Origin of the sequence: Pseudomonas sp. TWR1-1-3 (genome assembly GCF_049896805.1) — a bacterium.
Classification (GTDB): Bacteria; Pseudomonadota; Gammaproteobacteria; order Pseudomonadales; family Pseudomonadaceae; genus Aquipseudomonas; species Aquipseudomonas bubulae.
In genome coordinates this window covers 235,799-260,143 of the sequence record NZ_JAFCUZ010000005.1, presented here as the reverse complement: position 1 = coordinate 260,143, position 24,345 = coordinate 235,799, and the positions used below count along the sequence as shown (strand labels likewise).

The window sequence follows — 24,345 nt, the reverse complement described above, 5'->3', positions numbered from 1 at the left end:
CGGCGTGCTGACAAGTGAACATAAAGGCTAAGTGCTATAAGGGCTTATCGGCCGGTCGGGGATTTCCTGCAGGCCGATCGGCAAGGTTTGCAGCTTATTTAAGCTCAACAGTTGCGGACTCGATAATCCGGCCCTTTTTATTGTGAAAATCAACCTTGAGTTGTTGGCCGCTAATGCTCAGGCAGACGAAGTTGTCTTCGCTGACCACTCGACTGTTGAGCTTGAGTGAGTAAGTGCCTGTGCCCACGCTGGTCAGGGGGGTGTTGACGAGCAGGTCTCTGACGTTCGCGTACGGCAGCAGTCTGGTATTGCACAGGGGTGAGGACACCACGCTGTGTACGATAAAGTCCGGGCTTTTGTCGTGGGTCAGATGACAGCAGAGCGAGCCATGAATATCGCCCGACACGAACACCACGTTCTTGATGGCGTTGCTGCGAATGGATTCGAGGATGCGGTTGCGCTGCGCCGCAAAGGCCTTCCAGCCGTCATTGTCGCGCCGTTGGTCGGGCATAAGCATGACGCTGCTGACGATGAACTTGACCCTGGCGTTGCTGTTGATCAGCCATTTGAGCAGTGCCTGTTCCTGAGTGACGCCGATCATGCGTTTGTCACGCCCCGTAAGGGTGCGCTCGGTGCGGCAATCCATGACGAACCAGTCGATGTCAGCGTTGGCAAACCTGTACCAGTAGCGGGACAGGTTGCGGTTGATGCGCCCGTCGGGCAGCAGGTCGTGGGCCGGGCCATGGCTGCACTGGTAAGCCTCGTAAGCTCTCATGGCGTTGTTGTAGAGCGTTTTATCTCCGGTATCCCGATTGGCTGGCCAGTTATCTTCGATTTCATGGTCGTCGAGGATCATGTAGGTCGCAGTGCCTGCCATTAGCTTGCGGATATGGGGTTGTGTGAAAGCGGCGCGGTATTTTCGGGTGATGCTGGAGTAGTCGCGGTCCGGGGCCACAATATTCAGGTCATCGACATACACCTGATCGCCGGCCATCACCACAGCATCAATGCTTTGCTGGCGGGTCAGTGCATGGATGTTGCCGAAGATTTCGTCCCCTAGGTGCGGAGCAGAAGGGATGCCTGCCGTGAGCCTGAGGTAGCGGCAAGAGCCAACGACATATCGGCGAGTACGGTTGCGTGCAGTTGAGTCGGTCTTGAAGCTGTATACCGTGGCAGGCCATTGAAGCGGGATCTGCTTGACGGTTTCAGTCGTGTGCCCGGGGTTTGCGGTGGCGAACCAGCCAGCCTGGTATTCGTAGCGGGTATCACTGTGCAGAGTGTTCAAGACCAGCGTATCGGACATGTCGAACTCAGGGCTCAGTCTTGAAAACACACCGGCAGACCACTGGCTGTCGCCAGCCTTGCGATGCCGGATACCGGCGAAGACGGCGTTGTTTTTGTCGAGTTCGCCGCGGACAAAAATGCGCGCGTGCTGTGAAGTGGTAAAGCCCACTATCGGGCCAACGGTGGGTGGGATCACATCGAAATCCTTTCTGATGTTTGGGCGATGGCAATCGCGTGGTTCAATTCCTTTGGTTAACGGTAGAAAAGGTTGGGTGGTTGACCCATTCATGGATTCAGCGCTGGGTGTAGTGCTTGAAGGGCAGTGAGTGTCAGAAAAGCCCCTCTCCCTAGCCCTCTCCCAAAGGGAGAGGGGACTGAGCGCACGCAACTTCAAAAACACCGCCAATCAGCTCCCTCTCCCTCCGGGAGAGGGTTGGGGTGAGGGGCTCTTCAAATCGCAGGCAAAAAAAAGCCCCGCCAAATGGCGGGGTTGAGGTACGAGCGTGGCGCTCGGAAAACAGTGCGCTACCCCGGCCTTCAGTGACGAAGGCCGGGGCGTGGCTTACAACAGGATAGTGCGGATGTCGCCCAGCAACTGGCTCAGACGCTGGGTGAAGCGTGCAGCAGCAGCGCCGTTGATCACGCGGTGATCGTAGGACAGCGACAGTGGCAGCATCAGCTTCGGCTGGAAGGCTTTACCGTCCCAGACTGGCTGGATGGTTGCCTTGGATACGCCGAGGATCGCCACTTCCGGTGCGTTGACGATCGGCGTGAAGCCGGTGCCGCCAATGTGACCGAGGCTGGAAATGGTGAAGCACGCGCCTTGCATGTCGTCTGCGGTGAGCTTCTTGTCACGGGCCTTGGCGGCCAGTGCAGCGGCTTCAGCAGCCAGTTGCAACAGGCTCTTCTGATCAACGTTCTTGATCACAGGCACCAGCAGGCCATCCGGGGTGTCAACGGCGAAGCCGATGTTGACGTACTTCTTGCGGATGATCGCTTTGCCGCTTGGCGCCAGCGAGCTGTTGAAGTCCGGCATTTCCTTGAGCAGGTGCGCGCAGGACTTGAGCAGCAGAGGCAGTACGGTCAGTTTCACGCCGGCTTTTTCTGCGACGGCTTTTTGCGCGACGCGGAAGGCTTCCAGCTCGGTGATGTCAGCCTGGTCGAACTGAGTCACGTGCGGAATGTTCAGCCAGCTGCGGTGCAGGCTCGACGCGCCGATTTGCATCAGGCGGGTCATGGCCACTTCTTCCACTTCACCGAAACGGCTGAAGTCGACAGCAGGGATCGGCGGAATGCCAGCACCACCGGTTGCGCCGGCGGCCGGTGCTTCCTTGGCTTTTTGCATCATGGCTTTGACGTGCGCCTGCACGTCTTCCTTGATGATACGGCCGTGCGGGCCGCTCGGAGTGACTGCACTCAGCTCGACGCCGAATTCGCGGGCCAGTTGACGCACGGCAGGGCCGGCGTGAACCTTGCCACCTTTTGGCGCAGGCGCGGCGGCCGGGGCAGGAGCAGCCTCGGTTTTCGCAGCAGGTGCCGGGGCAGCAGGTGCTTCAGCTTTTGCCGGTGCAGGAGCAGCAGCGGCCTGGGCAGGAGCAGCAGGTGCCGCAGCGCCTTGAACCTTGAGCTTGAGGATAAAGTCGCCAGTGCCGACTTCGTCATCCAGCTTGACCGAAATACTCTCAACTACACCGGCGGCTGGCGATGGAATTTCCATGCTGGCCTTGTCGGACTCGAGAGTGATCAAGGATTGATCAGCCTCGACGGTATCGCCGGCCTTGACCAGGATTTCGATGATTTTAGCTTTGCCCGACGAGCCGATATCCGGGACATGAATGTCCTGGATGGTAGCAGCGGCAGGTGCAGCCGGGGCCGCAGGGGCCTCGGCAGCAGGAGCAGCAGGTTTTTCGGCCGCAGCAGGAGCTGCAGCAGGGGCCGGTGCTTCAGGCGCCGCAGCGGCGCCCTCGGCTTCCAGTTCCAGCAGTTCGTCGCCTTCTTTCAGGCGGTCGCCCAGCTTGATCTTCAGGCTCTTGACGATACCGGCCTTGGGAGCAGGGATTTCCATGCTCGCCTTGTCCGATTCCAGGGTCAGGATGCTCTGATCGGCTTCGATACGGTCGCCGACTTTTACAAACAGCTCGATGACTTCACCGTCGCCGCTGCCGATGTCAGGTACTCGAATGAGTTCGCTCACAAATATTCTCCTCAGCAGTCCAGTGGGTTGCGTTTTTCCGGGTTGATGCCGAACTTGACGATGGCTTCTGCCACCACTTTAGGTTCGATATCGCCACGGTCAGCCAGTGCTTCCAGGGCTGCCAACACCACGAAATGACGGTCTACTTCAAAGAAGTGACGCAGTTTTTTGCGGCTGTCGCTGCGGCCGAAACCGTCAGTGCCCAGCACTTTGAATTCCTTGACCGGTACCCACTGGCGAATCTGTTCGGCGAACAGCTTCATGTAGTCGGTAGAGGCAATCACCGGACCTTTACGGCCGGTCAGGCACTCTTCAACGTAGCTCAGCTGAGGCTTCTGGCCAGGGTGCAGGCGGTTGTGACGCTCTACGGCCAGGCCGTCGCGACGCAGTTCGTTGAAGCTGGTAACGCTCCATACGTCAGCGCCGATGTTGAACTGTTCACGCAGGATGATCGCCGCTTCACGGACTTCACGCAGGATGGTGCCGGAGCCCATCAGCTGAACGTGGTGCGCCGCTTCCTTGGTGTCTTCCTCGAGCAGGTACATGCCCTTGACGATGCCTTCCTCGACACCGGCCGGCATGGCTGGCTGCTGGTAGGACTCGTTCATGACGGTGATGTAGTAGAAGACGTCCTGTTGCTCTTCGGTCATCTTCTTCATGCCGTCCTGAATGATCACCGCCAGCTCATAGCCGTAGGTCGGATCAAAGGTGCGGCAGTTCGGGATGGTACCGGCCAGGATGTGGCTGTGACCGTCTTCGTGCTGCAGGCCTTCACCGTTGAGCGTGGTACGCCCGGCGGTGCCGCCGATCAGGAAGCCACGGGTGCGGCTGTCGCCAGCGGCCCAGGCCAGGTCGCCAATACGCTGGAAGCCGAACATCGAGTAGAAGATGTAGAACGGCAGCATCGGCTGGTTGTGGTTGGAGTACGAAGTACCGGCGGCGATGAAGGAGCTCATGGCGCCTGCTTCGTTGATGCCTTCTTCGAGGATCTGACCTTTTTTGTCTTCGCGGTAGAACATCACCTGGTCTTTATCGACTGGCTCGTAGAGCTGGCCGACAGAGGAGTAGATGCCCAGCTGGCGGAACATGCCTTCCATACCGAAGGTACGGGCTTCGTCCGGGATGATCGGAACGATGCGCGGGCCGATTTCCTTGTCCTTGACCAGCTGCGCGAGGATCCGCACGAAAGCCATGGTGGTGGAAATTTCACGGTCGCCGGAGCCGTCAAGGATGGCCTTGAGGGTTTCCAGTGGCGGGGTCGGAATGCTGATGCTCTGTGCGCGGCGCTGAGGTACGAAACCGCCCAGTGCGGCACGGCGCTCGCTCAGGTAACGGGCTTCGGCGCTGCCTGCTTCCGGTTTGAAGAACGGCAGGTTTTCGATTTCGTCGTCTTTGACCGGGATGTCGAAACGATCGCGGAACAGCTTCAGGCTTTCAACATCAACCTTCTTGGTGTTGTGCGCGGTGTTTTTCGCTTCGCCGGCGCCGGTGCCATAACCCTTGATGGTCTTGGCCAGGATAACGGTTGGCTGGTCTTTGTGGTTGACCGCTTCGTGGTACGCCGCGTAGACCTTGTACGGGTCGTGGCCGCCACGGTTGAGCTTCCAGATCTCGTCATCGGACAGATCGGCAACCATCGCCTTGAGTTCCGGCGTGTTGAAGAAGTGTTCACGTACGAACGCGCCGTCTTTGGCTTTGTAGTTCTGGTACTCGCCGTCGATGACTTCGTCCATGCGACGTTGCAGGATACCGTCGACGTCTTTGGCCAGCAGCGGGTCCCAGAAACGGCCCCAGATGACTTTGGTTACGTTCCACTGAGCGCCGCGGAACACGCCTTCGAGTTCTTGGATGATCTTGCCGTTGCCGCGAACCGGGCCGTCGAGGCGCTGCAGGTTGCAGTTGATGACGAAGATCAGGTTGTCGAGGTTTTCACGGCCTGCCAGGGAGATTGCGCCCAGGGATTCCGGCTCGTCGCACTCGCCGTCGCCCAGGAAGCACCAGACTTTCTGGCCAGCAGGGATGTAGCCACGGGCTTCCAGGTACTTCATGAAGCGCGCCTGGTAGATCGCCTGGATCGGGCCAAGGCCCATCGATACGGTCGGGAACTGCCAGAAATCAGGCATCAGCCAAGGGTGCGGGTAGGACGACAGGCCCTGACCGTCCACTTCCTGGCGGAAGTTGTTCATTTGTTCTTCGCTGATGCGGCCTTCCATGAACGCACGGGCGTAAACGCCTGGCGAGGTGTGACCCTGGAAGTAGATCAGGTCGCCGCCGTGTGCGTCGGTCGGGGCCTGGAAGAAGTAGTTGAAGCCGATGTCATACAGGGTTGCGCTGGAAGCGAAGCTGGAGATATGACCGCCCAGGTCAGAATCTTTCAAGTTCGTGCGCATCACCATGGCCATGGCGTTCCAGCGTACCAGCGAGCGAATGCGGCGTTCCATGAACAGGTCGCCAGGCATGCGTGCTTCGTGGGTTACGGGAATCGTGTTGCGATAAGGCGTGGTGATGGCATACGGCAGCTGCGAACCGGTGCGGGTAGCGAGCTCACCCATACGGGTCATCAGATAGTGAGCGCGGTCTTCGCCTTCTTTGTCGAGAACCGATTCCAGGGCGTCCAACCATTCCTGGGTTTCGACGGGATCGAGGTCTTGCATGGCTTGCTCCAGGGCGGATAGGCTTCCAGAATCGGTTGCCTGAGTTTGCGACTGGCCTTGTGGGCAGACGACATAAATTCTTGGATGGCCGGAGGTTGATTCCAGCGGCGTGTAGTTTTACTACAAATCGTCGGCCATTTCAGCCTTTCGAGTGTGTCATGCAGTAGTAAAACTACAGGAATGGTCCTGATGGCCACCTGTTTCGTTGTGCGAAAAATCGATATTGTTGGTGCTTTTATCTGCAATAAGCCGGTGATCTGCGGGCTTGATGCTAAACAAAATGATCTTACAGCTATTTATAACCTTTGTTCGACAGTCGGATTAAACCGCTGTTTCTTCCTGTCACCGTACTCGGCAACACCATAGCCGATCAAGGATAGACCATGAGCCTCCCGTCGCTTGCTCCAATTCCCGGTCTTTTACAGCCACTGGCCAGCCGTGCCGAGCAGTCGTGGCGCACGGCAGTCGCCGGGCTTGAGGGCGGGCACGGGCTCGATGACTGGTCGCCAGAGCGCTGGTCGGCGTTCAGCCGGGTCAGTGCGGCCAGCGACTTCTTTATAGAACAGTCTTTGCGTGACCCTTTGATGTTGCTCGAACTGGCGCGCTCGGGTGAGCTGGACCGCACCTTCGCCCCCGGCGAGTTGTGCGGGCAGATTGCTGCTGCCGCGCAGGCCGCAACCAGCGATGACGAACTGGGCCGCGCACTGCGTCGTCAGCGCACCCGCCAGCAAGTGCGGATTATCTGGCGCGATATCAATCGTCAGGCCGACCTGATCGAAACCTGTCGCGATCTGTCGGACATGGCCGATGCCAGCATCGATCAGGCCTATCGCTGGCTGTATCAACGTCATTGCCAGCAGTTCGGCACACCCATTGGCAATCGCAGTGGCGAGCCGCAGGCGATGGTGATCCTGGGCATGGGCAAGCTCGGCGCCGTGGAGCTGAACCTGTCTTCAGACATCGACCTGATCTTTGCCTACCCTGAAGGCGGCGAAACCGTGGGGGCCAAGCGGGCGCTGGACAATCAGGAGTTCTTTATCCGCTTGGGCCAGCGCCTGATCAAGGCGCTGGATCCGATGACGGTCGACGGCTTTGTGTTTCGCGTCGACATGCGCCTGCGTCCTTATGGCTCATCCGGTGCGCTGGTGTTGAGCTTCAACGCGCTGGAGCAGTACTACCAGGATCAGGGCCGTGACTGGGAGCGTTATGCAATGATCAAGGCCCGGGTCGTGGCCGGTGATCAGGTGATGGGCGCGCAGTTGCTCAGTCTGTTACGCCCGTTTGTGTATCGTCGCTACCTCGATTTTTCCGCGATTGAAGCGCTGCGCACCATGAAACAGTTGATCCAGCAGGAAGTGCGGCGCAAAGGCATGGCTGACAATATCAAGCTGGGGGCGGGCGGTATCCGCGAGGTCGAATTTATCGCCCAGGCATTCCAGCTGATTCACGGCGGCCGCGATCTGAGCCTGCAACAACGGCCGCTGCTCAAAGTCCTGACCATCCTGGAAGGCCAGGGCTACCTGCCTGCAGAGGTGGTCGGCGAACTGCGCGAAGGTTATGAGTTCCTGCGTTACACCGAGCATGCAATCCAGGCCATTGCCGACCGCCAGACTCAAATGCTGCCCGACAATCAGCAGGATCAGGCCCGCATTGCCTTTATGATGGGTTTTGACAGCTGGACCGTATTCCATGAACAGCTGATGGCGTGGCGTGGTCGTATTGACTGGCACTTCCGTCAGGTTATTGCTGACCCTGATGAAGAAGAGGTCATCGACGAAGGCGAGCTGATTGTCGGTGGTGAGTGGTTGCCGCTGTGGGAAGAGGTCCAGGACGATGCCGCAGCCTGCGCGCAGCTGGAAGAGGCCGGGTTTGTCGATGCGCCCAAAGCCCTGAAACAACTGGCGGCCCTGCGTTCCAGTCCGCAACTGCGGTCTATGCAGCGCTTGGGGCGCGAGCGTCTGGATGCTTTTATCCCGCGCTTGCTGGCGCAAGCCGTTGAGCACGCCAACCCCGATCTGGTGCTGGAGCGGGTGCTGCCGCTGGTCGAGGCGGTGGCCCGTCGTTCTGCTTATTTAGTGTTGCTCACCGAAAACCCTGATGCTTTGCGCCGTTTGCTGACGCTGTGCGCGGCCAGCCCGTGGATCGCCGAGCAGATCACCCGTTTCCCGTTGCTGCTCGACGAGTTGCTCAACGAGCGCCGTTTGTTCAAGCCGCCGCTGGCCCCTGAGCTGGCCGCCGAGTTGCGTGAACGCCTGACGCGTATCCCCGAAGACGACCTTGAGCAGCAGATGGAAGCCTTGCGCAACTTCAAGCTGGCCCACCGTTTGCGGGTCGCGGCATCGGAAATCTCCGGCAGCCTGCCTTTAATGAAGGTCAGCGATTACCTGACCTGGCTGGCCGAGGCCATTCTGGAGCAGGTGCTGGCCCTGGCCTGGCGCCAGACAGTGGCCAAGTACGGCACGCCACAGCGCACCGACGGCAGCCTGTGCGATCCCGGCTTTATTATTGTCGGCTACGGCAAGGTCGGTGGCATCGAGCTGGGGCATGGCTCGGATCTGGACCTGGTGTTTATCCACGATGGCGACCCTAATGCTGAAACCGATGGCGCCAAGCCCATCGACGGTGCGCAGTTTTTCACCCGTCTGGGCCAGCGGATCATCCATTTGCTCACGGCGCAGACCAACTCCGGGCAGTTGTATGAGGTCGACATGCGCCTGCGCCCGTCAGGCGCTTCGGGGTTGCTGGTCAGCTCGCTAGGTGCTTTTGAGCGCTATCAGGAAAACGAAGCCTGGACCTGGGAGCATCAGGCACTGGTGCGCGCCCGCGTGCTGGTGGGCTGCAAGCAGGTGGGCGCGGCCTTTGAACAGGTGCGCGCGAGCGTATTGGGCCGCGAGCGGGATTTGCCGACCTTGCGTCAGGAGGTCAGCGAGATGCGGGCCAAGATGCGCGACAACCTGGGCACCCGTATTACCGCTGCCGGAACCGCAGAAAACGCCTTCGAGGCAACGGTGCCGTTCGACCTCAAGCAGGACGCCGGAGGTATCGTCGATATTGAATTTATGGTGCAATACGCGGCCCTGGCGTGGTCCAGGGAACACCCGGCGTTACTGCGCTACACCGACAATATCCGCATTCTGGAAGGGCTGGAGCAGGTCGGGCTGATGCCCGCCACCGATGCCAGCCTGTTGCGCGAGGCTTACAAGGCCTTTCGCGCCGTCGCCCACCGGCAAGCCTTGCAGAAGGAAGCCGGGGTGGTCACGGGGGATCAATTTGTGGTCGAACGCCAACACGTACGGCGCATCTGGTCCGAGCTAGGATTGAGCTGATTTGCTGGCTCACACACAGAGTTAAAGCTGTAAGAACGTATCCGGCGGGTCCATAAGGCCCGTCCAATTTGCCTGCCGCCTCGTGGTGCGGGTGCTGGATTCTTTGAGGAGCGTAATGATGTCGATGGCTGATCGTGATGGTGTGATCTGGTATGACGGCAAGCTGGTGCCGTGGCGTGATGCCACGACCCATGTGCTGACCCATACATTGCACTACGGCATGGGCGTGTTTGAAGGTGTGCGCGCTTACGAAACCCCGCAGGGCGCGGCGATTTTCCGCTTGCAGGCGCACACTGACCGTCTGTTCGATTCGGCCCACATCATGGGCATGAAGATCCCGTTCAGCAAAGACGAAATCAACGAAGCGACCCGCGTAGCGGTGCGTGAAAACAACCTCGACAGCGCCTATATCCGCCCGATGGTGTTCTACGGTTCCGAAGCCATGGGCCTGCGCGCCACCGGCCTCAAGGTGCACGTGATCATCGCTCCCTGGAGCTGGGGTGCCTACATGGGCGCCGAAGCGCTGGAAGTCGGAATCAAGGTGCGTACCAGCTCCTTTACCCGCCATCATGTGAACATCTCCATGACCCGGGCCAAGGCCAACGGCCATTACATCAACTCGATGCTGGCCCTGCAGGAAGCGATTTCCGGTGGAGCCGACGAAGCGCTGTTGCTCGATCCGGAAGGCTTTGTGGCTGAAGGCTCGGGCGAAAACGTATTCCTGGTCAAGGATGGCGTGATCTACACCCCGGACGTGACTGCGTGCCTGAACGGCATTACCCGCAGCACGATCCTGACCCTGGCCACCGAGCTGGGGTACAAGTTTGTTGAAAAACGTATCACCCGCGACGAGGTGTATATCGCCGACGAAGCGTTCTTTACCGGCACTGCCGCTGAAGTGACGCCGATTCGCGAAGTCGACGGGCGTCAAATCGGGATCGGCCGCCGTGGCCCGATCACCGAAAAACTGCAAAAGGCTTACTTTGACCTGGTGACCGGCAAGACTACGGACCATCCAGAGTGGCGTACACTGGTCAAGTAATGTCGGCATAGCATCACAGCAGGGAGGCGAATGCCTCCCTTGCTTGTTTATGGAAACTTATGAATATTTTGATCGTTGGGCCCAGCTGGGTCGGTGACATGGTGATGGCGCAGACACTGTTCCAGTGCCTCAAGCAGCGCCACCCGCAGTGCGAAATCGATGTGCTGGCTCCCGAGTGGAGCCGGCCCATCCTTGAGCGCATGCCTGAAGTTCGCAAGGCCTTGAGCTTCCCGCTCGGCCACGGCGCGCTTGAACTGGCCACGCGACGCAAGATCGGCAAGTCCCTCAAGGGCCAATACGATCAGGCAATCTTGTTGCCCAACTCGCTTAAATCGGCCCTGGTGCCATTTTTTGCGGGTATTCCCAAACGTACCGGCTGGCGCGGCGAGTTCCGCTACGGCCTGCTCAACGATGTGCGCAAGCTCGACAAAGAGCGCTACCCGCTGATGATCGAGCGCTTTATGGCCCTGGCCTATGAGCCTGGGGCCGACCTGCCCAAGCCGTACCCGCGCCCTGATTTGCAGATTGACCCGCAAAGCCGTGCCGGCGCACTGGCCAAGTTCGGCCTGGAGCTGGATCGTCCGGTGCTGGCGCTGTGCCCGGGCGCTGAATTTGGCGAGTCCAAGCGCTGGCCGTCCGAGCACTACGCCAAAGTTGCCGAACAAAAGATCCGCGAAGGTTGGCAAGTGTGGCTGTTCGGCTCCAAAAACGATCACGGGGTAGGCGAAGATATCCGTTCGCGCCTGATCCCGGGGCTGCGCGAAGAGTCGGTCAACCTCAGCGGCGAGACCTCACTGGCCGAAGCCATCGACCTGTTGTCCTGTGCAGATGCCGTAGTATCCAACGATTCCGGGCTGATGCATGTGGCCGCTGCGCTGAACCGCCCGCTGGTGGCGGTCTACGGCTCCACTTCGCCAGGTTTTACCCCGCCCTTGGCGGATAAGGTCGAAATTGTGCGGCTGGGCCTCGATTGCAGCCCCTGTTTTGACCGTACCTGCCGTTTTGGCCACTACAATTGCCTGCGCGAACTGATGCCGCAGCCGGTGATTGAAGCCTTGCAGCGCCTGCAGGGTTCACCGGTCGAGGTTAACTAGGTGCGCGTTCTGTTGGTCAAAACTTCATCCCTCGGGGATGTGATCCATGCCTTGCCGGCGCTGACCGATGCGGCGCGGGCGATTCCGGGCATCACCTTTGACTGGGTAGTGGAAGAAGGCTTTGCCGAAATCCCGACCTGGCACCCGGCGGTGGGCAAGGTGATTCCGGTGGCGATTCGCCGCTGGCGCAAAAATATCTGGCAGACCCTCAAGAGCGGCGAGTGGAGCCGCTTCAAGCAAAGCCTGCGCGCCGAAAAATACGACCTGGTGATCGACGCACAGGGCCTGGTCAAGAGTGCCTGGCTGACCCGTTATGTAAAAGCTCCGGTTGCCGGGCTGGATAAAGACTCTGCCCGTGAGCCGCTGGCCAGCCGCTTTTACCAGCGCCGCCTGGCGGTAGCCCGCGGGCAGCACGCGGTTGAGCGCCTGCGTCAGTTGTTCGCGGTCGCGCTGGGCTACGACCTGCCCAAAGGGCTGGGCGATTACGGCCTGGATGTCGAAAAACTGGTTGAGCTGCCGCGCAAAAAGCCCTTCGTGCTGTTTTTGCATGGCACCACCTGGGACACCAAGCACTGGCCCGAAGTCTATTGGCGCGATCTGGCCCAGCGCATGGGCCATCTGGGCGTCGAAGTGCGCCTGCCGTGGGGCAATCCGGCTGAAAAAGCCCGGGCCGAACGCATTGCCAATGGCTTGAATAATGCCGTGGTACTGCCCAAATTGAATCTGGCCGGGGTCGCCAAGGTACTGGCCAGTGCCAGTGCCTGCGTGGCAGTCGACACCGGGTTAGGGCATTTGGCCGCTGCACTGGATGTGCCGACCATTTCTTTGTTCGGGCCTACCAATCCGGGCCTGACCGGTGCCTATGGCAAGGTGCAAATTCACCTGGCCAGCGATTTTCCGTGTGCGCCATGCCTGCAGAAAAAATGCACCTACACTCCGACTGCACAGGATCAGCAGCGGTTTGATCTGAAAAACGAGTGGCCACTGTGCTTCACCCGTTTGAACCCTGAGCGTGTCGCGAGTCGATTAAGCACGTTGTTACTGGCTGAGGAACTGCGCTGATGCAACTGGCTTTTGTGCTGTACAAATACTTTCCGTTTGGTGGGCTGCAACGGGATTTCATGCGCATTGCGCTGGAATGCCAGAAGCGCGGCCATCAAATCCGCGTCTACACCATGATCTGGGAAGGCGATATTCCGCCCGGATTCGAAGTGCTGGTGGCGCCGGTCAAGGCGTTCCACAACCATACCCGCAATGAAAAAATGCTCGCCTGGATGCAGGCCGATCTGGCCAAGCGCCCGGTAGACCGGCTCATCGGCTTCAACAAGATGCCGGGGCTGGACGTGTACTACGCGGCGGACGGCTGCTTTGAAGACAAGGCGCAAAACCTGCGTCATTCGTTTTATCGCTTCTTCAAACGCTACAAGCACTTTGCCGAGTACGAACGCGCGGTGTTCGCCAAGGACGCCAAGACTGAAATCCTGATGATTTCCGAAGTCCAGCAGCCGCTGTTCATCAAACACTACGACACCCCGCTGGAGCGTTTCCACCTGCTGCCACCGGGTATCGCCCTGGATCGCCGCGCGCCGGACAATGCCGCCGAAATTCGCGCCGAGTTCCGACGTGAATTCAATCTGGCAGACGACGACTTGCTGCTGGTGCAGATTGGCTCGGGCTTCAAGACCAAGGGTGTGGATCGCAGCCTCAAAGCGCTGGCGGCCTTGCCGGGTGAGCTCAAAAAACGTACGAAATTGTTTGTAATCGGCCAGGACGACCCCAAAGTCTTTCAATTGCAGAGTGCCACTTTGGGTTTGGGCGATCATGTGCAGTTCCTCAAGGGGCGCAGTGATATCCCGCGCTTCCTGCTGGGCGCCGATTTGCTGATTCATCCGGCCTATAACGAAAACACCGGCACTGTATTGCTTGAGGCACTGGTAGCGGGTTTGCCGGTGCTGGTCAGCGCTGTTTGCGGCTACGCCCATTACATCAGCGACGCCGATTGCGGTCGGGTCCTGGACGAGCCGTTCGAGCAGGCGCAACTCAATGAATACCTGACACACATGTTGTCCGACGACACTGCGCGCTCGGCCTGGAGCCGAAACGGCCTGGCCTACGCGCAGACGGCCGACCTCTACAGCATGCCGCAGCACGCTGCGGATGTGATTCTGGCGGAGCAACACTGATGAAACTGATTCTTGCCGAACCGTTCAAGAGCTTGTGGGCAGGGCGCGATGCGTTCACCGAAGTCGAGCGTCTGGAAGGCGAGGTTTACCGCGAACTGGAAGGCCGGCGTACCTTGCGTACCGAAGTCGACGGGCGCGGTTTCTTTGTGAAAATCCACCGTGGCATTGGCTGGGGTGAAGTGTTCAAGAACCTGCTGACGGCCAAGCTGCCAGTTCTTGGCGCCGGCCAGGAGTGGCGGGCGATCAAGCGCCTGCACGAAGTGGGTGTGCCGACCATGACGGCCGTGGCTTACGGCGAAAAGGGCAACAACCCGGCAGCCCAGCATTCCTTCATCATCACCGAAGAACTGGCGCCGACGGTCAGCCTCGAAGACTTCAGCCTCAACTGGGTCAAGCAGCCACCGCAGCCCAGGCTCAAGCATGCGCTGATCGCTGAAGTGGCACGCATGACCGGCATGATGCACCGTGCCGGGGTCAACCACCGTGACTGCTATATCTGCCATTTCTTGCTGCACACCGACAAACCGGTGACCGCAGACAACTTCCGCCTGTCGGTGATCGATCTGCACCGCGCCCAGACTCGCGCCGTGATCAGTAAGCGCTGGCGCAACAAGGATCTGGCGGCACTGTATTTTTCGGCCCTGGATATCGGCCTGACCCAGCGGGACAAACTGCGCTTCCTGCGCGGTTACTTCCAGATGCCCCTGCGCCAGATCCTGCGCGAAGAAGCCCGCCTGCTGGCGTGGCTCGAAGGCAAGGCGAACAAACTCTACGAACGCAAACAGCGTTATGGAGATGCACTGTAATGGCGGGTTGGAATCTGGAACCTGCTTACAGTGCGTTGGCGTCTGATTTTGGCAGTCTGGAGGCAGTATTTGCCTTGCAGGGGGAGCATCTGACGCGCGATCCGCTATCGGAAGTCATCCGTGTGCAGCGCGATGGCGTGAATTATTACGTCAAGCGCTACACCGGGGCCGGCAAGGGCCTGCGCCGTTATCTGGGCCGCCCGCGGGTCAAGTCCGAATGGCAGAACCTCAAGCGCTTCGCCAAGTGGGGTATCCCCACGGCCGAGGTGGTGGCCTGGGGCCTTGAACGCAGTGGGTTCGCCTACTCCCGTGGCGCCATGATCACCCGCGAACTGCCCAACACCCGGGATTTGTCAGAGTTGGCGGACAACCATGATCCGCTGCTCAAGGATCGTGCCTGGGTAGATTGTGTCAGCCGTCAGTTAGCGCGTTATACCAAGACCATGCATGACCATCGCTTTACCCATAACGATCTGAAATGGCGCAATTTGCTGATCGATGAGCAGCCCAAGCTGTTTTTGATCGATTGCCCCAACGGCGATTTCTGGCGCGGCTTCTGGCTCAAATACCGCATCACCAAAGACCTGGCGTGCCTCGATAAAGTGGCCAAGTACCATTTGTCCTACACCCAGCGTTTGCGTTTCTATTTTCAATACACCGGGCGCACGACGCTCAATGCGGCGGACAAGGAACGTGTCCGTCATATCGTGCGTTTTTTCGAGGGCCGGGAATGACAGACTTTATGGCAGACGCCGACCGGGCATTGCTTGAGCGCAATGGCCTGGCTGACTTTGATGCCCTGTGGGCCGTGCAGCTGGAAGCGGTGGACGAGCCCAATACCAGTGGTGGCGGCTGGAGTAGCGTGTTTCGCATGGATCTTGAAGGTCAGGGCTATTACCTCAAGCGTCAGAGCAATTACCTTACGCGCACGCTGCACAGTCCGCTGGGCGAGCCGAGTTTTGCCCGCGAATTCCGTAATATTCAGCGCTATAAGCACATAGGTATTCCTGCGCTGGAAGCGGTGTTTTTTGGTGAGCGAAAAGTGCCGGGCGAGCGTCGTGCAGTGCTGATGACCCGTGCGCTGGACGGTTGGAATGACCTCGACTCGCTGCTCGAGCAATGGCCGCAACTGACCACAGAGCAGCAGCAGGCGATTTTGCGCGAATGCGGCCAATTGGCTCGTCGGCTTCACGCTGCGCGGCAGGTGCATGGTTGTTTTTACCCCAAGCATATCTTCCTGCAGGCCGATGGCGCGGGGGGGTATCGCGCTCAATTGATCGATCTGGAAAAAACCCGGCCCTTGTTGCTGGGCCAGCGGGACAGGGTCAAGGACATTGAGCCGTTGTTGCGTCGGGCCGATGTCTGGAGCGAAGCAGAGGTGCGCGCCTTGCTCGCTGCTTATCTGGAACAGCCCGTCGACAGTTCCTTGGTCGATGCCTGGCTGACGCGACTGTATGTGCGGCGCAATCAAAAAGGGGGGCGCTGATGCGTTTGTCCGAACTGCTGAAGGCTGGCCGTGCGCCAGGCTTGCCGCTGAGTATCGAACTGGCCGACGCAGCAGGGCCTGCGCAATTGCAACTGCTGACCTTGCTGCGGGTATTGCCGGGCCAGCGTTATGTCGGTGCCGGGGTGTGGCGCGGGCGTACCGTGCTGGCCAAGATGATGGTCGGCAACAAGGCTGCGCGCAACTTTCAGCGCGAGCTGACCGGGGTGCGTCTGCTGGCTGAACAAGGCTTGACCACGCCGCAACTGCTGGCCGATGGCTTGCAGGAAGGTGAGGGGGGCTGGTTGCTGTTCGAGTACCTGGAGGGCGCTCAGAGCTTGGGCGATGCCTGGGATGCAGTCGCGTCGTTGCCGGTGCTGGCTGATGAACAAGTGGCCGTACTTGCCGAGGCTTTGACTGCCATCGGGCAGATGCACCGCAAGGGTCTGTGGCAGGAAGACCTGCACCTGGACAACCTGTTGCGTCAGGACGGCAAGCTGTATTTGATCGATGGTGCAGGCATCTGTGTCGAAGAGGCAGGCAAACCGCTGTCGCGGCAAAAAGTGCTGGAAAACCTCGGCGTGTTTTTTGCCCAGTTGCCCAAAAGCCTTGAGCCGTTTATCGAAGAATTACTCGTGCACTACCTGCTGAGCAACGGCGAGCATGCCTTGCCGCTTGAAGCGCTGCTCAAGCAGGTCGAGAAAGTCCGTGCCTGGCGCCTGAATGACTTTTTGAACAAGGTTGGCCGTGATTGCTCGTTGTTCAGCGTGCACCGCGGGGCGTTTGCCTTGCGTGTCGTGCTGCGCGAAGAAGAGCCGGCGATGTTGCCCGTTTTGGCCAGGGCTGATGCGTTGCTCGATCAGGGGCATCTGTACAAGACCGGTGGCGCGGCGAGTGTCGGCAAGGTTGAAGTAGCGGGCCGCATGCTGGTGGTCAAGCGCTACAACATCAAGGGTTTCGCCCATTGGCTTAAACGCTTCTGGCGCCCGAGCCGGGCCTGGCATTCATGGCGTGAAGGCAACCGTCTGGCGTTTTTGGGCATTGCCACGCCTAAACCGTTGGCAATGCTGGAGACCCGTTTTATGTGGTTGCGGGGCAAGGCGTATCTGGTGACGGAGTTTTTGCCGGGGCCGGATATCATCGAGCGTTTTGCGCCGTATGTTGAGCACGGAAATGCACCCGAAGCCGAATTGATGGCTTTGGAGCGGTTGTTTGCCGATTTGATCCGCGAGCGTATCAGCCACGGCGACCTCAAGGGCCATAACGTGTTCTGGGATGACGGGCGCTGGGCGCTGATTGATCTGGATTCGATGTGCCAGCATCGCTCATCGAGCAGCTTCGCTGCAGCGTACGCCCGCGATCGTGCACGCTTTATGCGCAACTGGCCGGTGGGCAGTGCGTTGTATCAGGTGATTGACGGGCGATTGCCCAAAGACCTTGGCTAAGACTTTGTGGGAGCGGGCTTGCTCGCGATGCAAGCGCTGCGGCCTGTCAGGCTGACCGCGTTGATGCCATCGCGAGCAAGCCCGCTCCCACAGGGGCGTGCCCGTGCTGTCAGAAGCTGTACTGCGCCCCGGCTCCGGCATACCACGAGCGGCCCGGCGCAGCTTCGTAGTAGCGGCTATTGGAGTCGCCGACAATCACAGAACCCACATACTGACGATCCAGCAGGTTGTCCAGACGCAAGGTCTGGTGGAAGGTCCAGTGCTCGATCTTCTGTTCAAACTTCGCCCGCCAGTTGAATACGGTATAAGCAGGTGCTGCCTTGGCGGTGTTGGTGTCTTCCACATATACCTTGCTGCGGTACATGCCTTCAATAGCCGTACTGACCCAGTCGGCCGGCTTCCAGTTCACCTCGGCAAACAGCGTGGTCTGCGGTACGCCCGGCAGGTAGTTGCCTTTGTCTACGGTACCGCTGGTGCTGGCGAAGTCGCTGTCGTAGGTGGCTTGCAGGCGAGTGTAAGCGAGGGTTGAGGTCCAGTGTTCTGCGAGCTGGCTCTCTACACCCAGTTCAAAGCCCCGGCGCAAGGTGCGGCCGGCGTTCTGGTAGGTCGTACGGCCACCGGTATTACTCAGCACCACCAGTTCATCTTCTGTGGTGATCTGGAATATGGCCGCATTGATCCGCGTATTGTTGAGCTGCGCCTTGAGGCCCATTTCATATTGGGTGCTCTCGGAAGGTTTGAGGCCGAAATTGAAGCCCTGGCCGTTGGGCGAGTATGCCAGTTCGGCCTGAGTCGGCGTTTCAAAGCCTTTGCCTGCACTGATATAACCATGCAGCTCGGGGGTAAAGGCATACATCACGCTGACGGATGGCGTGGCCTTTTCGTAACGCTTGGTGCCACTGGCGTCGCCGTTGCTCAAAAATTGATCATCGACGTCCATCTCCATGGTGCTGTAGCGCAAGCCGGCCTGTACCGTCCAGTTGTCCAACGCCCAGTTGGCCTGTACATACGGGTCGAGACTGCGGGCGGTATCTACTTCATCACGCACCAGTGCGCCTTTGACCCCCAGCTCACTGCCGATAAAGTTTTGATAACCGTGGCGGCTGTCCTGGCTCTGATCGAAGTCCAGGCCGCCAATCAGGGTCAGATCGCCCGGTACACCGTAGACCGGTTGCATCCAGCGCAGGCTGCCGCCGTAGAACTTGCGATCGAATTGCACGACACCGCCGCCCTGTTTATTGCTGGCTGCTGTGGGCGGAATCGCCAAATACTGAATAACGCTGCGCGTACCGGTATAGGCATTGACCTGCAGGGTAGCGTCACCGATATAGCGCTCGTAGTTCAGGCCCAGTTGCTGATGGTCGATGCTCTTACGGGTGTTGTAGGTAATGGCATTGGGCGTTACCGAGCGCGGGTCGGCCTTGTAGGCTTCCCAGCTTTGGCCCAGCGGATCCTGTGTGCCGTTTTGCTCAAGGCTGCTGTAGATCAGCGCCAGCTTGCTGTCTTCGTCGGGCTTGAGGTTGAGCTTGGCGAAGGTCTGGTCCCGGCGTGCGGCGCTGTGGTCGCGGTAGCCGTCGGTGTCCATGCGTGAGGCATCAAGCACAAAGCCGACGTCGTCGGTGGCGCCCTCGGCGGTCAGGTGGTTCTTGCTCATGCCGTCGCTGCCGACCAGAGTCTCGGCGCCAATGCGCGGCGGGCCCTCGCCGTCGCGGGAGAACATTTGAATCACGCCACCGGCGTTACTGCCATACAGGGTTGCCGCCGGGCCGCGCAGCACTTCAATGCGCTCGGCGGTATCGAGGTTGAAGGTTGCAGCCTGGCCCTGGCCGTCGGGGGTGCTGGCCGGTATGCCGTCGGCAATCAGCTTGATGCCGCGCACCCCAAACGCCGAGCGGGCACCAAAGCCACGGGAAGATATTTGCAGGTCCTGGGCATAGTTCTGACGGTTTTGCACCACCAGCCCCGGTACACGGGACAGCACCTCGGATGCATTGATGCCCAGTTGGCCATCCTGGATTTGCTCCTGATTGATACTGTCCACCGAGTACGGCAGGTCAAAACTCGGGCTGGCGCTGCGCGAGCCGGTGATGACACTGGGATCCAGCTCCAGGGTTTCGGCGCAGACGACAGGTGCCAGGCACAGGCCTGGCAGTAACAGGGCAAGGTGAGCAGGTGTGAAATATTTCATGGGCAAATCGGGTTCCGTGTGACGCGACCCGTCCAGGGCGACGGGGGGAGGCTAGCAGAGGGCGCGCAGTTTAGCGGCTGAGGTGCGGATATCCAGCAAAACAAGTGACAAGGACGCGCTGAGCCGTCCCTGTCTTGAACGTGATGAGCGTCGGGCGCGGGGTTATTGCACTTGGGTCATGTTGATGTCTTGTAAGCCATGGATCAGGTCTTTGAGGGTGTCGTAGCGTTTTTGGTGGATGGTTGGCCAGCTTTCACGTTCGATAAAAATCTGACCATTGGCGTCGGTTCTCAAAGGGGTATGCACAATTTCGTGGTTATTTGAGCGATGTATCAACTGGGCGCCTTGAGGGGATGCGCTGTCCAGGCGGAAGAACCCCGGAGCCGGTAGCCTGTTATTGGTTTGCGATGGGGAGAGGGCTGGTAAATGGGGCTTTGTGCCTGGAATGTCGATTTGCAGCCAGTAATCGTTTTTCAAAAAGCGGTAGTTAGCATGTTTGTTATCCGCGGGGATGATTTCACCGATGTCCTGACGCAAGCCGCGGCTGGTGCCCGGGGCTGAATCCGATACCCGCACGGATATCGCCCCTTCAAGTTCGGCCAGCCCCGGTATGCCCTCAAAGGTGTTGGCATGTGAGTTGCCCGTCAGGGCTATCCATTTGCCTCCTGGGTTTTGGGCCTGATGAGCGCGAATCGTACGGGAGGCAAAGTAGCTGAACATTTCATAACGGTTTAGCCAGGGCGTTTCGCTCGGTGTGCTTTTAGGGTAGTAACTGGCCGAGCAATCAACGGCGATGACCCTGATGCCATGCCGTCTGGCCTCGCGCACCAGTTGGCTGAAGGTATGGCGGCTGGAGGGGTTGATCTGATGACCAAAATCCTGATCCTCAAGGTATTTGTTCAACCTGAGGGGCATTTTTCCGCTTTGGAAGTAGTCATCCAGAAGGCTTTGGTGCAGGTCGCTTTGCAGGTGCTCCATGTAGAGGACCTTTACGTCGTGTCTGGCAAACTCGGCCATGTTGTCGATCAGGATCTTTTTACTCGATTGGTGAGAGTGGGTTTCACCCCACACGATGCCATCTGACTGCTCGAACAGGTGGTTGATCAACGCTTGTTCATGCACGTTGCCAGGTAATTGCGGGCGGGTGGCCCGGGGTTTTGCAGGTTTTGTCAGGAAGTAGGCCTTGGCATCCGCGAGCAGCCTGATCCGCAGCTCCTTGAATGCCCGGTGGGCAAGGCTGCGCTCGGACGCAAAATCCATAAAGTCAGTGATGCCATCGAGTACTGAACGATGGTTCTCGGTGATGTCCCGAAGTGCTTCCTGGTACTCGGCGGGCATGTCGTAGTCGCTGTATTTGAGGTGGGGCACATCGCCAGGCAACTCGGTGAGATGCCCGGTCAGAGGTACCCAGCGTTTGCTGTTGTCCGCCAGCCTGTGCTTGATTTGCCAACGGCCTGCGGTGCGCCGGACCTTGAAGCTGGCGCTTGCGCCAGCGCTTGAACTCGATTGCGGTTGCAAGTACCAGTTGCGGCCCAGCCAGCCGCTGTAGACTTCGAACACGTCGCTGTCCTGCTTGATATATCGCATGTTGTCTATGCGATAGATGCCCTGCTCGTCAGGGGTGTAGCGGCTGAGATCGACGCCTCTGACGCGCGCGTTGTCGATTACCCTTTCAATGCCGGGCTTTTGTTTGAGCAAAGGGGTTGTTGGATCGACATCCCATTGCCCGGCCGAGAGTTCGCGCAAGGGGATGCTGTACGGCGCGTTGGGTTTGCGCTCATCCAGTGCGCGCCAGGTGTTGTCCAGGTTGTCGTACTGGCTGCGATAGAACCTGCCGTTTCTGTTTTTGGTGTAGCAGGCGGTCTGACCATTGGCAGTGGGCGCTTCATACACACCTGCACCGTATTCATCCCCCGTGCGCAGCCTGAGCCTGGCACCGGGATAATGGCTGGCAGCTGCGGGACTCAACGAGGGTACGGGCTGTTTTGCGCGTTGACGTATCGAGTTGCCGAATATGGCTGAGCCGGTAAAGTCCGACGCACCGTCAGTCAGGTAGGTGATGGACTCCATAAAGTGCAGCAGAGCTTCGTGTTTTTCGTCGCGCTGCAGGGCATCCAGGCCTCTGATGATCTGAGCGATAAACCGCGCCAGTACGATGGGCAGCAGCACTCGGGTGGGCAATGCGAAAGACAGGATGTCGATTGCCGTCAGTACGGCCTCTTTGGCAGTGTTTACGTTGCTTTCCCAGGTAGAAGTCGACTGCTCGTCAGCATCGCGGATGGCGTGCAAGGCCTCGGTGTCGTAGGACGCTTCGAACAGGTCATGGCTGATGCCCTGCAGTTGCAGATTGGCCTCGCTCAATCCGTGCTCCAGCAGCGGCTTGATATACGGCTGTTGCGCCGGTGTGACGTGGCGCATCACATAGGCTCGCCAAATGGGGCGTGACAGGATCTGGCCCAGCTCGTTGCGTGAGTTGGCAACCAGGAACCAGCGGCTCTCAGGCGCGCCGGGGGTGTAGCACAGCAGTTGCCCGGAGCCGGTGGCGCTGAACACCAGCAAACCCGGTAGCGGTTTATAGCGCAACATCAGCAGATGGACTTTGACCTGCTCACCGTTGATTTGTGCACGGTTGCTCTCTACGGGCTGTTCCAGCGCAGCCCTGACCCATGACGCCTGATGGGTGGTCAGTGCGCCCGCCAGCGTGGCTTCAAGCAAGTCCAGGTTCAGTTGTGCCTGTTTAAAAGCGACATAGCGCTCCTTGCGCCATTGGGCCTGGCTGGAGTTGATCAGTAGCTCCTTGAGATTTTTTTTGTAGCGCTCGCCAATATCCAGCTGGCGCACCAGCGTTTTCAGATAGCTGCTGGTCAGCACGGCATGTTTCTGCCCCGCTCCATCCTTGACTTGTGCTGTGAGGGCGAAAGTGACGTCCCAGATACCGACATTGGACAGCGCCAGCTCACTCAGGCTACGGCGCGTGGTGTGGTAACTGATGATCGGCCCGGTTCTGCCCAGGCTCATGCCTGCAGGAAACCCGGAACCACTGACAGGGTTGATCAAGGGGCCGGTGCGCAGGGCTTCAGTGGTCGAGATGAAGATCTCGTCCGGGTCGACGTCTATGCCGTGGTCTTTTTTGATCTGTTGCTGTAACTGAAGGCGGGCATAGCCCAGCAGTGTATGTTTACGGCCGATTTCACTGAGGGGTTGGGCGTCGTCGGATTCTGCCGCCAGGCGCTCGTGATTCAGGCGCTCAACGGCCAGCCGCCACTGGGTTTTTTGGCTGTCTGAAGCAGTCTTCAACCAGTCGGGCAATTGGTTTTCCAGCAATCGGGTATAGCGCCCTCGCAGTATGTTGGCGGGATTGAGGGGCAGGCTTGCAGCCAGGGATTGGTCGACGCAGTCGGATAGCTGGTCGAGGGATGTGTCTTGCTTGAGATTGCGTGCCACCGACCAGGCATGGTGCATGTCGCTTTTTTGTTTGTTGATCAATTGATCGCTGAAGACGGTAGCTATGGCGCTATCTGCAACCGGGCTGTAGTCGACTTGCTCATGGGCCAGGGCGCGCTCCCGATCTTCGGTGAGTACACACGTGAGCAGTGTTTCACGCTGGTAAGGATCGTTGAGCCGGGTCGACAGTTCCTGGCTGAGGGCGGCGAGTGAATCGAACACTTCCAGGCCAGTGTTCGGCAGGTAAAGCACTGAAGGCCGCGGGGTGGGATCCAGGGCAGTGCGCTTGTCCTGCACGCTGGCTGAGATCAGGGGCAGGTGTTTCGTGGTAATCACGAAGGCGCCGTGCAGCACTGCAGCCCTTTGCATGAGACGACTGCTGAGTGCCAGCGTGTAAAAGCCGTAGGGGCCGGGCGTTTTTGGCGCGGGAGATGGGCTGGCATCAGGGAGTACCTGATTGATCATGTCCAGGGCGGTGGGGCTGAAGGTGCTGTCCTCGTGGCGCACGGAGGCTTCTGCGCGGATCAGCCTGTGGGCAAATTGCGACAGCCAGTCTTTGGGCGCTTGCCCATTGAGGTCCTTATGGGGTGTGCGCCAGAAGTCGTTAAGGGCATCCCTCACACACAACTGCGGGGAGCGGACGACAAACTCAAGGTATTTTTCGAGTTCAGGGGCGGATACCCCGGCCGTTCGATCCTCCTCGTCAAGGGTATAGGCGTAGTTGTAGACGCGGGTGGCACCCTGTACGAAGGTCGGGATCTGGCCGGTCAGGTAGCACTGGTCTATCAGGGCGGTCACCGTCTGGCTGGCAATAGTGGGGGTTTGGCCAGGCTGGGCTGCGATCTCTTCATTGACGAAAAGAAAGTCGGTGCAGGTGTCAGCGGGCAACCGCGGGAAAAATACCCGCAGGCAGTGATCCAGCGACAGATCAAGGTTGGGCAAGGCATTGCGCAGCACGAGCAGTTCACGCTCTGCGTCTTTGAGGTTAGCGAGTGCACTGGGCATGGTGTCGTTCCTGTCTATTGACGCGTACGTCGGTGTATCCACAGGAAATCCCAAAACGTTCGGGTGCTAGGGCTACATATATGTGGCCCGGCGATTTTTTTGCAGATGAGGGCGCGCAATAGGGCGTGGCAAATCGTGCAGGGTCACTGCGGGCGTCTTTACGCTATAATCCCGCTCTTTAGCTGTTTCTCGAACTG

Annotated in this window: 14 protein-coding genes; 9 read left to right on the top strand and 5 right to left on the bottom strand. The window is 59.2% G+C overall.

Annotation, left to right across the window (positions count from 1 at the left end; translation table 11 throughout):
* Window positions 1–94: 94 nt before the first annotated feature.
* From ACP7BE_RS19570 to aceE, 3 genes are all read right to left on the bottom strand, one after another.
* The gene (locus ACP7BE_RS19570; protein ID WP_095025240.1) at window positions 95–1,480 is read right to left on the bottom strand and encodes an alkaline phosphatase D family protein; all 1,386 of its coding nucleotides are present in this window, start codon (window positions 1,478–1,480) and stop codon (window positions 95–97) included.
* Window positions 1,481–1,846: 366 nt separating this feature from the next.
* The gene (gene aceF / locus ACP7BE_RS19565; protein ID WP_095000902.1) at window positions 1,847–3,478 is read right to left on the bottom strand and encodes a dihydrolipoyllysine-residue acetyltransferase; all 1,632 of its coding nucleotides are present in this window, start codon (window positions 3,476–3,478) and stop codon (window positions 1,847–1,849) included.
* An 11-nt stretch (window positions 3,479–3,489) separates the two neighbouring features.
* The gene (gene aceE, locus ACP7BE_RS19560; protein WP_095000903.1) at window positions 3,490–6,132 is read right to left on the bottom strand and encodes a pyruvate dehydrogenase (acetyl-transferring), homodimeric type; all 2,643 of its coding nucleotides are present in this window, start codon (window positions 6,130–6,132) and stop codon (window positions 3,490–3,492) included.
* Window positions 6,133–6,515: 383 nt separating this feature from the next.
* Between aceE and glnE the strand changes: the two genes are divergently transcribed.
* From glnE to ACP7BE_RS19515, 9 genes are all read left to right on the top strand, one after another.
* A complete protein-coding gene (gene glnE, locus ACP7BE_RS19555; protein ID WP_426106943.1) occupies window positions 6,516–9,458 on the top strand; it encodes a bifunctional [glutamate--ammonia ligase]-adenylyl-L-tyrosine phosphorylase/[glutamate--ammonia-ligase] adenylyltransferase in 2,943 nt (980 codons plus the stop codon).
* Window positions 9,459–9,576: 118 nt separating this feature from the next.
* Window positions 9,577–10,500 carry a branched-chain amino acid transaminase gene (locus tag ACP7BE_RS19550; RefSeq protein WP_095000905.1) on the top strand — a complete coding sequence of 308 codons (924 nt, stop codon included), beginning with the start codon at window positions 9,577–9,579 and terminating at the stop codon, window positions 10,498–10,500.
* A gap of 59 nt (window positions 10,501–10,559) precedes the next feature.
* Complete coding sequence (gene waaF, locus ACP7BE_RS19545; protein WP_095000906.1) at window positions 10,560–11,594, top strand: lipopolysaccharide heptosyltransferase II; 1,035 nt, start codon at window positions 10,560–10,562, stop codon at window positions 11,592–11,594.
* Window positions 11,595–12,656 carry a lipopolysaccharide heptosyltransferase I gene (gene waaC, locus ACP7BE_RS19540; protein ID WP_095000907.1) on the top strand — a complete coding sequence of 354 codons (1,062 nt, stop codon included), beginning with the start codon at window positions 11,595–11,597 and terminating at the stop codon, window positions 12,654–12,656.
* Window positions 12,656–13,777 (top strand): glycosyltransferase family 4 protein, encoded by a 1,122-nt coding sequence (locus ACP7BE_RS19535; protein ID WP_426106940.1) that lies wholly within the window; start codon window positions 12,656–12,658, stop codon window positions 13,775–13,777. The genes waaC and ACP7BE_RS19535 overlap by 1 nt, the downstream gene beginning before the upstream one ends.
* Window positions 13,777–14,583, top strand: a complete 807-nt coding sequence (gene rfaP, locus ACP7BE_RS19530) for a lipopolysaccharide core heptose(I) kinase RfaP (protein WP_095000909.1) — start codon at window positions 13,777–13,779, stop codon at window positions 14,581–14,583. The genes ACP7BE_RS19535 and rfaP overlap by 1 nt, the downstream gene beginning before the upstream one ends.
* The gene (locus tag ACP7BE_RS19525; RefSeq protein ID WP_095000910.1) at window positions 14,583–15,317 is read left to right on the top strand and encodes a lipopolysaccharide kinase InaA family protein; all 735 of its coding nucleotides are present in this window, start codon (window positions 14,583–14,585) and stop codon (window positions 15,315–15,317) included. The genes rfaP and ACP7BE_RS19525 overlap by 1 nt, the downstream gene beginning before the upstream one ends.
* Entirely contained in the window at window positions 15,314–16,069 is a 756-nt protein-coding gene (locus ACP7BE_RS19520; RefSeq protein WP_095000911.1) for a lipopolysaccharide kinase InaA family protein, read from the top strand. The genes ACP7BE_RS19525 and ACP7BE_RS19520 overlap by 4 nt, the downstream gene beginning before the upstream one ends.
* On the top strand, window positions 16,069–17,511 hold the full coding sequence (locus ACP7BE_RS19515) for a lipopolysaccharide kinase InaA family protein (RefSeq protein ID WP_426106937.1): 1,443 nt from the start codon (window positions 16,069–16,071) through the stop codon (window positions 17,509–17,511). Before ACP7BE_RS19520 ends, ACP7BE_RS19515 begins: the two co-directional genes overlap by 1 nt.
* 109 nt (window positions 17,512–17,620) lie before the next feature.
* Here the strand turns inward: ACP7BE_RS19515 and ACP7BE_RS19510 are convergent, their stop codons facing one another.
* Both ACP7BE_RS19510 and ACP7BE_RS19505 read right to left on the bottom strand, forming a co-directional pair.
* Complete coding sequence (locus ACP7BE_RS19510) at window positions 17,621–19,699, bottom strand: TonB-dependent receptor family protein (protein WP_095000913.1); 2,079 nt, start codon at window positions 19,697–19,699, stop codon at window positions 17,621–17,623.
* A 162-nt stretch (window positions 19,700–19,861) separates the two neighbouring features.
* Window positions 19,862–24,148: a dermonecrotic toxin domain-containing protein gene (locus tag ACP7BE_RS19505; RefSeq protein WP_426106935.1), complete on the bottom strand. Its 4,287-nt coding sequence runs from the start codon at window positions 24,146–24,148 to the stop codon at window positions 19,862–19,864.
* Between the last annotated feature and the right edge of the window lie 197 nt (window positions 24,149–24,345).

Coding starts and splice junctions, on each gene's coding strand:
- waaF (WP_095000906.1), top strand. CDS start 10,560: ATGAATATTTTGATCGTTGGGCCCAGCTGGGTCGGTGACATGGTGATG.
- ACP7BE_RS19520 (WP_095000911.1), top strand. CDS start 15,314: ATGACAGACTTTATGGCAGACGCCGACCGGGCATTGCTTGAGCGCAAT.
- ACP7BE_RS19505 (WP_426106935.1), bottom strand. CDS start 24,148: ATGCCCAGTGCACTCGCTAACCTCAAAGACGCAGAGCGTGAACTGCTC.
- glnE (WP_426106943.1), top strand. CDS start 6,516: ATGAGCCTCCCGTCGCTTGCTCCAATTCCCGGTCTTTTACAGCCACTG.
- ACP7BE_RS19535 (WP_426106940.1), top strand. CDS start 12,656: ATGCAACTGGCTTTTGTGCTGTACAAATACTTTCCGTTTGGTGGGCTG.
- ACP7BE_RS19515 (WP_426106937.1), top strand. CDS start 16,069: ATGCGTTTGTCCGAACTGCTGAAGGCTGGCCGTGCGCCAGGCTTGCCG.
- rfaP (WP_095000909.1), top strand. CDS start 13,777: ATGAAACTGATTCTTGCCGAACCGTTCAAGAGCTTGTGGGCAGGGCGC.
- ACP7BE_RS19550 (WP_095000905.1), top strand. CDS start 9,577: ATGTCGATGGCTGATCGTGATGGTGTGATCTGGTATGACGGCAAGCTG.
- ACP7BE_RS19510 (WP_095000913.1), bottom strand. CDS start 19,699: ATGAAATATTTCACACCTGCTCACCTTGCCCTGTTACTGCCAGGCCTG.
- aceE (WP_095000903.1), bottom strand. CDS start 6,132: ATGCAAGACCTCGATCCCGTCGAAACCCAGGAATGGTTGGACGCCCTG.
- ACP7BE_RS19525 (WP_095000910.1), top strand. CDS start 14,583: ATGGCGGGTTGGAATCTGGAACCTGCTTACAGTGCGTTGGCGTCTGAT.